Annotated in this window: 11 protein-coding genes; 6 read left to right on the top strand and 5 right to left on the bottom strand. The window is 60.2% G+C overall.

Annotated features, from left to right (window positions below):
- Positions 1 to 81: 81 nt before the first annotated feature.
- Positions 82 to 2,385 (top strand): TonB-dependent receptor, encoded by a 2,304-nt coding sequence (locus AC2LD7_RS18765; RefSeq protein WP_484599207.1) that lies wholly within the window; start codon positions 82 to 84, stop codon positions 2,383 to 2,385.
- A gap of 227 nt (positions 2,386 to 2,612) precedes the next feature.
- Here the strand turns inward: AC2LD7_RS18765 and AC2LD7_RS18760 are convergent, their stop codons facing one another.
- The 3 genes from AC2LD7_RS18760 to exaA form a co-directional block, all read right to left on the bottom strand.
- Positions 2,613 to 3,212 carry a 3'-5' exonuclease gene (locus AC2LD7_RS18760; RefSeq protein WP_484599206.1) on the bottom strand — a complete coding sequence of 200 codons (600 nt, stop codon included), beginning with the start codon at positions 3,210 to 3,212 and terminating at the stop codon, positions 2,613 to 2,615.
- A 118-nt stretch (positions 3,213 to 3,330) separates the two neighbouring features.
- Positions 3,331 to 3,978 (bottom strand): pentapeptide repeat-containing protein, encoded by a 648-nt coding sequence (locus tag AC2LD7_RS18755; protein ID WP_127839262.1) that lies wholly within the window; start codon positions 3,976 to 3,978, stop codon positions 3,331 to 3,333.
- 154 nt (positions 3,979 to 4,132) lie between these two features.
- Positions 4,133 to 5,992, bottom strand: coding sequence for a quinoprotein ethanol dehydrogenase (gene exaA, locus AC2LD7_RS18750; protein WP_484599205.1), 1,860 nt, complete (start codon positions 5,990 to 5,992; stop codon positions 4,133 to 4,135).
- Between the two features lie 344 nt (positions 5,993 to 6,336).
- Between exaA and pedF the strand changes: the two genes are divergently transcribed.
- A complete protein-coding gene (pedF, locus tag AC2LD7_RS18745; RefSeq protein WP_484599204.1) occupies positions 6,337 to 6,774 on the top strand; it encodes a cytochrome c-550 PedF in 438 nt (145 codons plus the stop codon).
- 5 nt (positions 6,775 to 6,779) lie between these two features.
- On the top strand, positions 6,780 to 7,667 hold the full coding sequence (locus AC2LD7_RS18740) for a substrate-binding periplasmic protein (protein WP_484599203.1): 888 nt from the start codon (positions 6,780 to 6,782) through the stop codon (positions 7,665 to 7,667).
- 239 nt (positions 7,668 to 7,906) lie between these two features.
- On the opposite strand, the gene AC2LD7_RS18735 is transcribed toward AC2LD7_RS18740, so the two are convergent.
- Positions 7,907 to 8,062 carry a hypothetical protein gene (locus AC2LD7_RS18735; protein ID WP_484599202.1) on the bottom strand — a complete coding sequence of 52 codons (156 nt, stop codon included), beginning with the start codon at positions 8,060 to 8,062 and terminating at the stop codon, positions 7,907 to 7,909.
- Between AC2LD7_RS18735 and AC2LD7_RS18730 the strand changes: the two genes are divergently transcribed.
- Entirely contained in the window at positions 8,055 to 8,306 is a 252-nt protein-coding gene (locus AC2LD7_RS18730; RefSeq protein ID WP_484599201.1) for a hypothetical protein, read from the top strand. The two genes, AC2LD7_RS18735 and AC2LD7_RS18730, sit on opposite strands and share 8 nt — an antisense overlap.
- Here AC2LD7_RS18730 and AC2LD7_RS18725 read toward each other — a convergent pair.
- Positions 8,303 to 9,538, bottom strand: a complete 1,236-nt coding sequence (locus AC2LD7_RS18725) for an ABC transporter substrate-binding protein (protein ID WP_484599200.1) — start codon at positions 9,536 to 9,538, stop codon at positions 8,303 to 8,305. The two genes, AC2LD7_RS18730 and AC2LD7_RS18725, sit on opposite strands and share 4 nt — an antisense overlap.
- A 284-nt stretch (positions 9,539 to 9,822) precedes the next feature.
- Between AC2LD7_RS18725 and AC2LD7_RS18720 the strand changes: the two genes are divergently transcribed.
- Together AC2LD7_RS18720 and exaC are read left to right on the top strand one after the other, a co-directional pair.
- Positions 9,823 to 11,601: a PQQ-dependent methanol/ethanol family dehydrogenase gene (locus AC2LD7_RS18720; RefSeq protein WP_484599199.1), complete on the top strand. Its 1,779-nt coding sequence runs from the start codon at positions 9,823 to 9,825 to the stop codon at positions 11,599 to 11,601.
- Between the two features lie 412 nt (positions 11,602 to 12,013).
- A complete protein-coding gene (gene exaC / locus AC2LD7_RS18715) occupies positions 12,014 to 13,534 on the top strand; it encodes an acetaldehyde dehydrogenase ExaC (RefSeq protein WP_484599198.1) in 1,521 nt (506 codons plus the stop codon).
- The last annotated feature ends 459 nt before the right edge of the window (positions 13,535 to 13,993 follow it).

The raw sequence follows: 13,993 nt of genomic DNA, 5'->3' as shown, positions 1-13,993 counted from the left end.
GCCAGCCGACATCGGCCAGCATGGAGAGTCGCCCGCAAACCCGCCCCGGCACGATCCGCCAAACAAGAACAAGGAATGCCCATGCAATATCAGATCTGCCGCAGCTGGACGCCCCGTCGCACGCTGCTTTCGCTCGCCGTTGCCGGCTTGTTGCCTGGTTTCGCCCAGGCTGAGGAGCCACTCGAGCTCAAGAGTGATGAGGTTGTCGCCACGACTCCGCTGCCCGGCATCGATCTGCCGAAGGATCGGGTTCCGGCCAACATTCAAACCCTGGACGACGAGCGCCTGCGCAAGCTGGGAGGGCAGTCTCTGGCAGAAAAACTGCAGCGCGGTCTGCCGAGCGTCAACCTCAACGAGACCCAGGGCAACCCCTATCAGGCAGACCTGAATTACCGGGGCTTCACCGCTTCGCCGCTACTGGGCACGGCCCAAGGCCTATCGGTGTTTCTCGACGGCGTGCGCATCAATGAAGCGTTCGGCGACGTGGTGCACTGGGACCTTATTCCCCAGACCGCCATCGCTGGGGCGGCTCTGGTGCCTGGCTCCAACCCACTGTACGGCCTCAACACACTCGGCGGCGCCCTGGCGCTGGAAACCAAGCGGGGCGACACTCATCCTGGCGGCGCGGCGCAACTCTACGGCGGCTCCTTTGGCCGCTACGGTGGCTCAGTGGAGCATGGCGGCCAACATGAGGAGTTTTCCTGGTACTTGGCGGCCGAAGGGATGGATGAAGACGGCTGGCGCGACCATTCGCCGTCTGAGGTAGGCCAGCTGTTCGGCAAATTCGCCTGGACCACAGACAGCACGGACCTGGCCCTGACGCTGGCTCATGCTGACAACGATCTGATTGGTAACGGACTGATCCCCGAAAGCATGCATGAGCAGGACCGCGACGCGATTTTTACCTATCCCGACCAGACTGAGAACCGTAGCCACCTAATGGCGTTTTCCGGCAGTCACTGGCTGAGCGATAGCGACCGGCTGTCCGGCACCGTCTATTTGCGGCGCACCCGCACAGCAACCCTTAACGGTGACGGAAACGATGAGTACGAAGACGAATATGAAGAGTGGGAAGACGACGGCTTCCTGGCCGGCGAGGGTCCGGAAACCGGCGTGCTGAACCGCACCCGTACTAGCCAGCGCGCCTACGGCCTGGCCCTGCAGTGGTCCCGTCATGCCGGGGCCCACCAGTTCGCCTTTGGCCTGTCCCACGACAACACCCGCGCCAGCTTTCACCAGAGCGAGCAAGGCGGTGAGCTGACCGATAAGCGCGGCATTCTTGCCACCGAGGCCGAAGACCCAGCCAATAGCCTGTTGGGTCGCACCCGCACTTCCAGTCTCTACGCCACCGACACATGGTCGCTAACCGACGCGCTGCAGCTGACCGGCTCGCTACGCTACAACCGCACCCGGGTAGTCAACACCGATCGCATGGGAGATGACCTCAATGGCGATTTCACCTATCGCAAGCTGAACCCGGCGCTGGGGTTCGCCTGGCAGTTACAGCCCGCGGTGACCCTCTACGGCGGTTACTCCCAAGGCAATCGGGCGCCGACGCCGATCGAACTGGGTTGTGCCGATCCGGAAAATCCCTGCAGCCTGCCCAACGCCATGGCCGCCGATCCATTCCTGGAACAGGTCGTCACTCGCACCCTGGAATTTGGCGTGCGCGGCCAGCTGGCCAGCGGCACCGAATGGAACGTCACGGCCTTCCGCAGCCTTAACCACGATGATCTGCTGTTCGTCGGAACCGGTGGTAGCAAGGGTTACTTCACCAACTTCGGCCGCACAAGGCGCCAAGGTATCGAGCTGGGCCTGGCCGGCGAGCAAGGGCCGGTCGATTGGCGGGTGGATTACACCTACTTGCACGCCACGTTCCAGTCCTCTGCATGCATCCTGGCCGAGAACAACAGCACCGAGGGCGAGGGCGGCTGCCCGGATGACGAGATTCACATCTCCCGTGGCGACTACCTGCCAGGGTTGCCGAAACACAACCTCAAGCTCGGCTTGGACTGGAATCTGAACGATCGGCTTCGTATCGGTACAACTGTGCTGGCGTATTCCGAGCAGTATGTGCGGGGCAATGAGAACAATCGTCATCAGTCCAACGACGAGGTCGAGGGCAGCGGCACACTGCCGGGTTATGCGGTGGTCAATCTGAGTGCCGATTACCGCTTCGCTCGTGACTGGACTCTGTTCGGTCGGGTCGACAACCTGTTCGACAAGCGCTATGCCACGAGCGGCGCCTTGGCCGAAAACCCTTTCGTAGGCGCTGGCAATGCCTTCGAAACCGACCCGGAGGAGTGGCGCCACGAGCAGTTCATCGCGCCCGGTGCGCCGCGTGCTGGCTGGTTGGGCGTACGTTACGTTTGGGATGCGTTGTAAGCGTAAAAAACGACGGCACAGGGAGGTGCGTGTCGACGATAAAATCATTGGCCGGACCTCTCAGCAGTCGCGGAGAGGTCAGCCAGATCTCGGTTCAAGCTGCAACACAACGTGCGAAAGGACATCCAGCGCCGGATAGACGTTGGGGCAGGGATGGCGAAAGGAACCCGGCAATCCTTCGTTGAGTATGCATTTCAGGCCGGACGGTCCGTCGTCCAGGCCGAGCCTCATATCACTCGATCCAGTAGCAACGCTCGCGACTGCGCATCCAATGCAAGAAATACCATCAGCGCGGCATAGGCATCGTTGGCGGCATAACGCTGCTGCGCTTCGGCCAGATTTTTGTTAGCCCAGTTGGAAGTCGACACGCTGCGTGACTTGCTTATACCGGCACCCAGTACCGCCGCCACCGCACCGCGAAGCCCGACCTGACCCTTCTTGCCGTGATATCTCAGCGCCGAACCAAGATCGACGCTGTGCCGCAATTCGATCCCCAACCGGGAGCGCAGACGGCTACGGTCGGATGCCAGGCCGAACCCGATTTTCAGTATTCGGTCCGTTTCCAGCACCCGCTTAGCGGCCTCGACGCAACCGGGTATTCCGATCTGAAAAAGATAGGCTTTTGTTGGCGTTGCGAACTGAATGAGGTGAGGCCCGCTGGACAGCTCGCCTACTGTGAAGGTGGGTTTGGATTCGGTATCGAACCCGATCTGTGCAAAGGTCAGGATGTCGTCGACGGCCTGGGCGAATTCCTCGGGCGTCGACGGCGTGACGATACGGTCGAGGGCGAGACCGTCGAAGCGGGGCAGGCGCTCGAGGTCGGTCAACTGGGGAATGCGGATATCGATAGGGCCTCCACTTCAAGCCGCTGAATCGTCGCCCCTGGGAACGGGCGCGCACCTGCCATTAAAGCGCATGGCGCGCTGGTTCGATGCACCCGTCGTATTACTTCTCCCAGTCCACTGGGCAATCGAAGCAACCGTCCATATTGCTGCCTTGAAAGGTTGCATAGTGTCGGCGTGCGCCAGTCAGGGTCGCGTTGCCGAGATTGGCATCGTTGAGCTTGCCTTCCTGCAAATTAGCGTCGGTCAGATTCGCATGGTCGAGGTCGGCCTTGCTTAGCCAGGTCATTTCCAGGTTGGCGGCGGTGAGGTTGGCACCATGCAACTTCGCACCGCTCAAACGAGCGAATTCGAGATTGGCCGCAGTCAGGTTGGCCCCATTGAATCGCGCGGCCTGCGCGAACAGTCCCCAACCCTGAATGGCCACCAATTGCGCATCGGTGAAGTTCGCCAGACGCAGGTTGGCTTGTTGAAGACTGGCGCGGGTGAGGGTGGCGCCGGTCAAGTTGGCCTTCTCCAGATTGGCCAGGTCGAGATTGGCATGCCTCAGGTTGGCCCCGGTGAGATCGGCGCCGGTCAGATCCATCTTGCGCATGTCCTGGTTGCTCAGGTCGGCGCCGCGAAGATCGGCGTTGGCACATTTGCTTTCTGGCTGGATGACACAGCCATTGATGGTGGGCGGCTGGTCGTCAGCGTGCAGCGGCGCGCTGAGGATCACTGCGATGGGCAGCAGATAGCGGGATATGTTCATGGCGGTTCCCATGTTCGATAGGTGAAGAAAGAGCAGCCGGCTCAGGCGAGGACCGTCAGGCCAGGAGAGCGCCAACTCTGTAGGCCAATCCAGTTCATGTCCCGCCAGCTGTTCCGTGTGCGGCTGTGCTCGATCATCGAGCACAGCCGACGTCTCATCGTTTGGCGGTCTGCTTGTCCCAAGCAGGAATTTTGAAGACCCAGAACGAGCCGCCTTGAGCAACCGGCTTGGTCAGCACAGCCATCTCGCCGCCCCACAGCGGCACGGCGCCGCCATAACCAACGGTTACGCCAATGAACTGCTCGCCGTCTTGTTCCCAAGTGATCGGCGGCGCGATGATTCCGCTGCCGGTCTGGAATTTCCAGAGCTCCTCGCCGGTTTTCGCGTTGAAGGCCTTCAGGTAGCCATCACCTGTACCGGTGAACACTAGGTTGCCCTTGGTGGCGAGGACGCCGGCCCAGAGCGGCAGCGGTTCCTTGTGCTCCCAGGCGACCTTGCCGGTGGTGGGGTCCATGGCACGCAGAATCCCGACGTGATCGTCATACATGCGCTTGATGCGGAAGCCTTGGCCGAGGTAAGCGTTGCCTTTCTTGTAGCTGACCTCCTCGGTCCAGTAGTCCTCTTTCCAATGGTTGGCGGGAACGTAGAACAGGCCAGTATCCTGGCTGTAAGCCATGGGGTTCCAGTTCTTGCCGCCGAGGAAGGGCGGCGAGACTTCCACCGACTTGCCGTGCGCTTCACCGGGCTCGGGTTTCGGCGGGCGCTGACCTTCGTTTTCCACCGGTCGGCCGGTCTTCAGGTCGATATGGCTGGCCCAGGTGATGTTGTCGACGAAGGGGAAGGCGTTCTGCAGTTTGCCGTCCTCGCGGTTGACCACATAGAAAAAGCCGTTGCGGTCGGCGTGGGCCGTGGCTTTGACGGTCTTGCCATCTTTGTTCTTGTAATCGAACAGGACCAGCTCATTGTTGCCGGAGAAGTCCCAGGCATCGTTCGGTGTGTGCTGGTAGAACCACTTCACTTCGCCAGTGGTGGCGTCGACGCCAACCTGCCCAGAGGTATAGAGGCTGTCGTAATCCTTCGGATCTCCGCCATCGGCGGTGCGTGCCCAGCCGTTCCAGGGCGCCGGATTGCCCGCGCCGACGATGATGGTATTGGTTTCGGCGTCGAAGCTCGCGCTCTGCCACGGAGCGCCGCCGCCCTGGCTCCAGGCTTCCTTCTTGCCGGTGGGTGAGTTCGGGTCATCCGGCCAGGAGGGCGCCTTGATGTCGCCGGTCGGCGTGCTCTCCTTGCCGTTCAGTCGGCCAACGTGACCTTCGACGAAGGGCCGCATCCAGACTTCTTCACCCGTGTCCGGATCGCGTGCGAACAACTTGCCGACAACGCCGAATTCATCGCCGGAGCTGCCGTGGATTAGCAAAACCTTCCCGCTCTTCTGATCCTTGATCAGGGTGGGCGCGCCGGTCATCGTGTAACCCGCGCCGTGCTCGCCGAATTTCTTCTTCCAGACGACCTTGCCGGTGTCCTTGTTCAGCGCCACCACCTGAGCGTCGAGGGTGCCGAAGTAAATCTTGTCTCCATAGATGGCAGCGCCGCGGTTGACCACGTCGCAGCAAGGGCGGATGTCGTCGGGCAGGCGATGGGCGTAGCTCCAGAGGCGCTTGCCGGTACGTGAGTCGAGCGCGAACACCCGCGAGTAGGACCCCGTCACGTAGATCACGCCGTCGTGCACGATCGCCTGGGACTCCTGGCCTCGTTGTTTCTCATCGCCGAAGGAAAAGGACCAGGCCGGGGTCAGCTTGAAGACGTTCTCATCGTTCACCTGGGCCAGCGGGCTCCAGCGCTGGGCGTTGGTTCCCAGGCCGTACTGCAACACGTTTTCGGTCGAGAGGTGATCGTTGGCGATGTCATCCCAGGTGACATTCGCAGCGAGTGAAAAGCCGCTTAATGAGAGACCGCCAGCGAGCACGGCGATGGCGAGAGGGCGTTTGCTGCCCAGGGGTGATCTTGTTGTCATGGTTGGTTTCCCTTGGTCGATTCGAACGAGGCCAGGCGCTGCGCTCGCGCACTAGTCAGTGGCGTGCGGCGAGCGGCCGGCCAGGCGATTCGATTATTGGAAGGGCGTCGCGATGGCCGATACGGAAAAGCTCCCGCCGATGCAGGGAAAACTTCCCAACCGGATTGTGTTTTCGCCTTGCTACCTCGGTGCCGCGTAATAGCCGCACGAGGCCCTACTACCAAGGGAGGAGATGCAGACAACCAAAGCAGGATTCTGCCATCACAGCGCCACCGCCAAGATGACCGACATGCGCTCCGAACGGGGCTGCTTCGCTCAGGTACTCGAAAACAACGGTGGTAGTCATGAATAACAAAACCTCATTGCGCGCGCTCTTCGCTGTCGGACTTTTCGGCTTTGCCGGGTTGGCGATGGCTCATGGCGACGTCACACCACAAAAAGTCGAGACCAAAGGGCTGGCCCCTTTAGGCGAAGAGTGGGTCGAGGAAAATCCCTACCGTGCGCCAAGTGAAGACAACGCCAAGGCCGTCGAAATCGGCGCCTCCGCATACAACCAGAACTGCGCTCGCTGTCATGGCCTTGAAGCGATTTCCGGTGGTATCGCCCCGGACCTGCGTGAGCTGGAAGCCAACTACGACGGCGACGAGTGGTACAAGGAGCGGGTGATCAACGGTGCGGTTCGCGATGGCGCCGTCTACATGCCGCGCATGGCCGATTACCTCAGCCAAGAAGCGCTCTGGGCAATCCGCACTTACATCGAAAGCGAAGCTGCCAAGCGGTGATTACCATGCACCAGTTGCTCGCGGGCCTCTACCTGTTGATGTCGTGCGCGCTGGTTCAGGCGGACGTGGTAAAGGTGCGTGCATTCGACGACATCATCGATTCGGGCGTGCTCAAGGTGGCGATGTATGAAAACTTCCCGCCCTACAGCTACATGGTCGATGGCGAGGTGCGCGGGGTCGATGCCGACCTTGCGCGCAAACTGGCAGCGGGGCTGGACCTGAAAGTCGAAGTGCTGTGGGTCACGCCGGACGAGACGCTCGACGATGACCTGCGCAACTTCATCTGGAAAGGGCACTATTTGCGGCCGAACGTGTTGGCCGACGTGATGATGCGCGTGCCTTATGACCGCGAGTTCTCCTACAAGCAGAACGAGCTGGGTGAGTTGATCAACGAACTGGTAGTGATGTTCGGTCCCTATCAGCGCGAGCGTTGGCAATCTGCGTACGATGATCGCCGTCTGGAAGAAGTGCCGAGTGTCGCGGTGTTCCGCTATCACCCGGTAGGGGTGGAAGTGGAAAGCGTGCCGTCCTTCTATTTGTCCTCCGTCTTCAACGGCAGCATCAGCAAAATGCTGCATCACTATCCAACTGCCCAGGCGGCTTTCACGGCGATGCAGGCCGGGGAAGTCGACGCCACCATGGCCATGCGTGGTGAGATCGACTGGCTGCTCAAGCAAGCCAACGACGGCCACCTGAAACTGGCCGAGAACGCGTACCCGAACATGGGCAAGCAAGTCTGGGACCTCGGCATGGCCGTGCACGAATCCAATCGCCAGCTGGCCTACGCCATCGAAGGTGTATTGGAGGGGCTGATCGAAAAGGGTGATCTTGAAAAGATATACACTACCTACGGGCTGCGTTACGAGCTGCCGGAGCTGTATCAAGCTGACTGAGCGGCAACTGACAGCAAGGACCAGACACGCCGCAAGTGCCCATGCATCTGCGGCGTTTTTGTGTCTGCGCTTATTTACTCAAGATCTGGGTGAGTTCAGCCCGCGCAGCCTGCAGGAGCGGCGGTGAGGATGGTTATGACGCATAGGCCCAAATCATCATTATTGCGGAGGGTAGCCCCTAATGGCCGGCGATCAGAGGGAAAAGCTGCCGACATAACCGCATATCGGATAAGTCGAGATCAGCCCTGACCGTTCTGCCAGGTTGGTGCGGTTGCCATGCCTGATAGCAACAACGAGTTAGTTACGACCAGCGGATGAGATAGCCACTGATCGATAGCCCCACCGTTTAGAGGCTCCAGACCAAAACCGAAGGCGAGCAGAAAACTGTTGATCATTGCTATCCGCTCGGAAGCGCCGTCGCGGGATATTTACCAGTCCCACCGAAGCACTGGTGACAATCAGGCTGGAAGACAGACCCACCGTAAAGAAAGCGGCGATGTTCAGACTCGGCAGATTCCAGGCGATCATCGTCAGCAAGGTGCCGCCCCAGCCGAGCAGCAACCCCGTCATGAAAAAGGCGTGTTTGCGAAGCGAGGCGCTTTGAACTTCGGCAGGTCGTTTGATATCGATCGTGCTTAACGCAAGATCAGCTCGTCGCCACGCTCCTGCTGCCATTCGTCCAGGCTGGGCGCGGCTTGCTCGCCATCCATGCGATGGATGATCGTGAAGTAGTCCTGTTTGAAGCGGTCCTGGATGATCGCGCTACGTGGCCTAACCCGTACGGCGTAAATGCTCTGCACATTCTGGTGATCGAAGCCGCGCCAGTACTGCTCGTCTTTGAGCAGGCTATAACGATGGTTTTCGAGCGCGCCGATGACCTTCTCACTGTCCAGGCTACCTGCGCGTTGAACAGCCGCGGCCCATTGCCGAACGATGCTGTACGCGGAGGCGGCAGTGCTGCCCGGATAGCTCTGGTGCTGGTTGATATAGGCGTCGACAAACGATTGTCCTTCCGTGCTCTTCAACTGACCGGGGATGCGCCAGTTCCACGCTTCGGTGCCTATCACGTTCTCCATGACCTGCGGGCCGGCCTGCTCGACGATGCTGGCCGTGAGGTTCGGCACAATGATTTGCATCGTGCGATTGAGTTTGAGTGTGTGTGCGAGACGCATGGTCTGCACCAGGTCCTGGCCGAGCAGCACCACAACCAGCACGTCGGCATCGCTGGCGGCAGCCTTCTTCAATGCGGCCAGATACTCAGCCCGACGCGCGCCATAGGCGGTTATACGCGAATAGCCGTGGCGCGCACGGTCACGGCTGCTCGTGGCTTCGCGCAAGGCCTGCTCCATGCTTTCACCCCAGGAATCATCGAGGCTGATGTAGTGATAGCGGCGGTTGGGCAAGTGCCAACTTAGATACTCACCGAGTACGCGGGCGCTCATCCAGGCACTGTTGGATTCCCGAAACAGATAACGCTGGCCGTCGCGTCCGGTTATCGCATTGGCGTAACCCAACGTAGGGAAAAACAGCAGCCCGAGTTCACGGGCGCGCTGGCCAGCGGCGACCGCCTCTTCACTGGTGGCGCCGCCTAACACCATGGAGGCGCCTTGTGCGGCGAATCGGTCGATATTGGCCCGGGCTTTTTCTCCACGCGCCGCCGAGTTGCGGCTGATGAGCTCGAGCGGTCTGCCGAGCACGCCGTCCTGTCGATTGATAGCCTTGATGGCGAGCAGTGCGCCGCGGCGCAACTCCAGGCCTTCGGATTTGTAGTTACCGGTGCTCGGGTAGTTCAAGCCCAGGCGAATCGTTTGAGCACCGTGAGCATTGACGGCGAGGGCCGCCAGTAGGGCAAAGATGAAAGGGCGAAGCATGGCTCGTGTCCTTGTGAGCGAAGGGGCGTCCGTTGTACGGCCTGAGGTCAGGATGCGGAATTGTCTTTTCAGGCATATGAGCCTCGACTTCAGTGCGGGTGTGCCAGCCGGGCAAGCCATTGCAATGCTGAAACAGCGCTCCCGGCAGCGCGGTATTGCTACCAAGGGATGAGTGAAATCGGTACTGGGTGCAATTGTTGGCAAACCGCCTCGGACGAAGAATCGGCACTAGACCGGGAAAACTTCCCGGCGACGATAACAATGAACCCGTAGAGGTAGCCGCAATGAAGCACACCGGTCTTCGCAAGCCCTTCGTCTTGACAGCGCTTTGCGCCGCCATGGCGTTGTCCAGCGTGTCGGCCTGGGCTGTCACCGACCAGGAAATTCTCGATGACGCCAAATCTACCGATCAGATCGTGACCAATGGCCTGGGCCTGAAAGGGCAGCGCTACAGCACCCTGGACAAGCTGAATACTGAAAACGTCAGCCAGCTTCGCCCGGTCTGGGGTTTCTCCTTGGGGGGAGAAAAACAGCGCGGCCAGGAAGCACAGCCGTTGATAAAGGACGGCGTGATGTACCTCACCGGCTCTTATTCGCGGGTTTTTGCTGTTGACGCGCGCACCGGCAAAGAGCTGTGGCAGTACGACGCGCGTTTGCCCGACGGCATCATGCCCTGCTGCGACGTGATCAATCGTGGTGTGGCGCTGTATGGCGACCTCGTGATCTTCGGCACGCTCGACGCCAAGCTGGTCGCGCTGAACAAGGACACCGGTAAAGTCGTCTGGAAAAAGACCGTTGCGGATTACAAGGCCGGCTACTCCATCTCCGCCGCACCGATGATCGTCAAAGGCAAGCTGATCACCGGCGTTGCCGGGGGTGAATTCGGCGTTGTGGGCAAGATCGAAGCTTATGATCCGAAGAATGGCGAGCTGCTGTGGACCCGTCCGACCGTCGAAGGCCACATGGGCTACGTGATGAAGGACGGAAAGAAGGTCGAAAACGGCATCTCCGGCGGGGAAGCTGGCAAGACGTGGCCAGGCGATCTCTGGAAGACTGGCGGCGCGGCGCCTTGGTTGGGCGGCTATTACGATGCGGATACCGATTCGCTGTTGTTCGGTACCGGCAACCCCTCGCCTTGGAACTCGCACCTGCGGCCGGGCGACAACTTGTTTTCTTCCTCGCGCCTGGCTCTGGACCCGGACGATGGTTCGATCAAATGGCACTTCCAGTCTACGCCGCATGACGGCTGGGATTATGACGGTGTGAACGAGCTGATCTCCTTCGATTACCAGGAAGGTGGCAAGACCATCAAGGCCGCCGGTACCGCCGACCGAAACGGCTTTTTCTATGTGCTCGACCGCACCAACGGCAAGTTCATCCGTGGCTTCCCGTTCGTGGATAAGATCACCTGGGCCAAAGGCCTCGACAAAAACGGCCGGCCAATCTACGACGACGCCAACCGTCCCGGCGCGCCGGGAGATGCGGACAAGGGCAAGTCGGTCTTCGTCGCGCCGTCATTCCTCGGCGGCAAGAACTGGATGCCGATGGCCTACAGCCAGGACACCGGGCTGTTCTACGTGCCATCGAACGAGTGGGGCATGGACATCTGGAACGAGGGCGTTGCCTACAAGAAGGGTGCCGCTTATCTAGGCGCAGGCTTCACGATCCATCCGCTGAACGAGGAGTACATCGGCGTTCTTCGCGCAATCGATCCGAAGACCGGCAAGGAAGTCTGGCGCTACGAAAACTACGCGCCGCTGTGGGGTGGTGTGCTGGCGACCAAAGGCAACCTGGTTTTCACCGGCAATCCTGAAGGGTTCCTGATGGCCTTCGACGCCAAAACCGGCAAGAAGGTGTATGAGTTCAACACCGGTTCCGGCGTGATCGGTTCGCCGGTCACCTGGGAAATGGACGGCGAGCAATACGTCTCCGTGCTTTCTGGCTGGGGTGGCGCGGTTCCGCTGTGGGGTGGAGAAGTTGCCAAGCGCATCAAAGACTTCAACCAGGGCGGCATGGTCTGGACGTTCAAGCTGCCGAAGGAACAGGTCGTCGCCAAGCGTTGATGGCCCTGCGGTAAAAATGGAAGGCCGGCTTATCGCCGGCCTTTTCGTTCGCGCCATCTGCTCACGGGACGGTCGCCACAGGGGAGGGCGGGGCGGCCGCGCAGTTGCAACCCATCAGTTCCTCTTTGTCTCGACGCCGCGTGATGAGTTACGGGCGCCGCTAAGCCGTGCGGGGTACCGTTTGGGCCGTTGGGGAATGAAACCCATCAATTCATTGGGCCTACTTTGCGCCGGGGCCAGCACTGTCAACGCTCTGCAAGTGCCCGTTAAAGCCTTGACGTCTACTACCAAATGAGGACGGCTTCTGTCCCTTGGGTGCATTCCGGCAGGCGGCCCGCGCTGCCTAAGATCGCTCCATGTCCTGTCCACCTCCCGGTCAGGCTCCGACAAGTAGAAATTAGAGAGGCCGCTCATGATTTACGCCCAACCCGGAACTGCAGGCGCTGTCATTTCATTCAAGCCACGCTACGGCAACTACATCGGCGGTGAATTCGTTCCGCCAGTCAAGGGCGAGTATTTCATCAACACCTCGCCGGTCAATGGTGAAGTGATCGCCGAATTTCCACGCTCCGGCGCCGAAGACATCGAGCGCGCCCTGGATGCTGCCCATGCCGCTGCGGATGCCTGGGGCAAGACCTCGGTTCAGGACCGTGCGCTGGTCCTGCTGAAAATCGCTGATCGCATCGAAGCCAACCTGGAAAAACTGGCCATCGCCGAAACCTGGGACAACGGCAAGGCCGTTCGCGAAACCCTGAATGCCGACGTGCCGCTGGCCGCCGACCATTTCCGCTACTTCGCCGGTTGTATTCGCGCCCAGGAAGGCAGCGCTGCCGAGATCAACGAGCACACCGCTGCGTACCATTTTCACGAGCCGCTGGGTGTGGTCGGTCAAATCATCCCGTGGAATTTTCCGCTGCTAATGGCGGCGTGGAAGCTGGCTCCAGCCCTGGCTGCAGGAAACTGTGTGGTGCTCAAGCCAGCCGAGCAGACGCCGCTGTCGATCATGGTGTTCGCCGAGCTGATCGGCGATCTGCTGCCGGCAGGTGTGTTCAACATCGTGCAGGGATTCGGCAAAGAGGCAGGTCAGGCGCTGGCCACCAGTACTCGCATCGCCAAGATCGCCTTTACCGGCTCCACCCCTGTCGGTTCGCACATCATGCGTTGCGCTGCCGAGAACATCATCCCGAGTACGGTCGAGCTGGGTGGCAAGTCGCCGAACATCTTCTTCGAAGACATCATGAATGCCGAGCCGGCCTTCATCGAGAAAGCCGCCGAAGGTTTGGTGCTGGCATTCTTCAACCAGGGCGAGATTTGCACCTGCCCGTCACGCGCACTGATTCAGGAATCCATTTTCGAACCCTTCATGGAAGTGGTGATGAAAAAGATCAAGGCGATCAAGCGTGGTCACCCGCTCGATACCGACACCATGGTCGGCGCACAGGCGTCCGAGCAGCAGTTCGACAAAATCCTTTCCTACATGGAAATCGCGCAGCAGGAAGGCGCGCAGATTCTCACCGGGGGTGCGGCCGAGAAGCTCGAAGGTGGCTTGGCCACCGGTTATTACGTGCAGCCGACCCTGATCAAGGGGCATAACAAGATGCGTGTGTTCCAGGAAGAGATCTTCGGACCGGTAGTCGGTGTCGCCACCTTCAAAGACGAAGCAGAAGCCCTGGCGATCGCCAACGACACCGAGTTCGGTCTGGGCGCTGGCGTCTGGACCCGCGACATCAACCGGGCGTATCGCATGGGTCGCGGCATCAAGGCCGGTCGCGTTTGGACCAACTGCTATCACCTGTACCCGGCGCACGCGGCATTCGGCGGCTACAAGAAGTCCGGTGTTGGTCGCGAGACGCACAAAATGATGCTCGACCATTACCAGCAGACCAAGAACCTGCTGATCAGCTACGACATCAATCCGCTCGGATTCTTCTGACCTCGGAGGACCCGGTGCGTCGCTCCTACGCGCCGGCTTAACTTGCTTGCACTGAACGTGCGGGGGCTACTCTGGCTTCGAGAGTCATGGGTGGTTCATCAACGCAACGCGGCCTTTTGGCCGCGTTTTTTTTGCAGCCCCAACGAGCAGCATTTGGCACTTCAGTCCGGCCCTGTGCAGGGTGCCCCTGGTTCAGCACAACTCAAAGTCCTGATGACGAATTACCGATGCCCGTCATTCAAACCCGCACAGCTGAATCAGGCGTCTGCGCAACCGCGCCGTGCGGCTCCGATGAAAGGAGCAGCGCTGAATCGGCACGGCTGGGTCATCAGAGTAAGCGCTCCAGGCTCCGACAACGGAGCGGCGATCATGAGGTACTACCAACGCAGAGCACTGTCTCCTTCCAAAGTACCATTCCGCTTTTAGCGAATCAGGGTGCTTAATGGGACGTCGGAATAT

This window comes from Stutzerimonas sp. (assembly GCF_982611455.1).
Note: the sequence above shows the minus strand (reverse complement) of the source record. Positions and strands in the feature narration are given on the sequence as shown.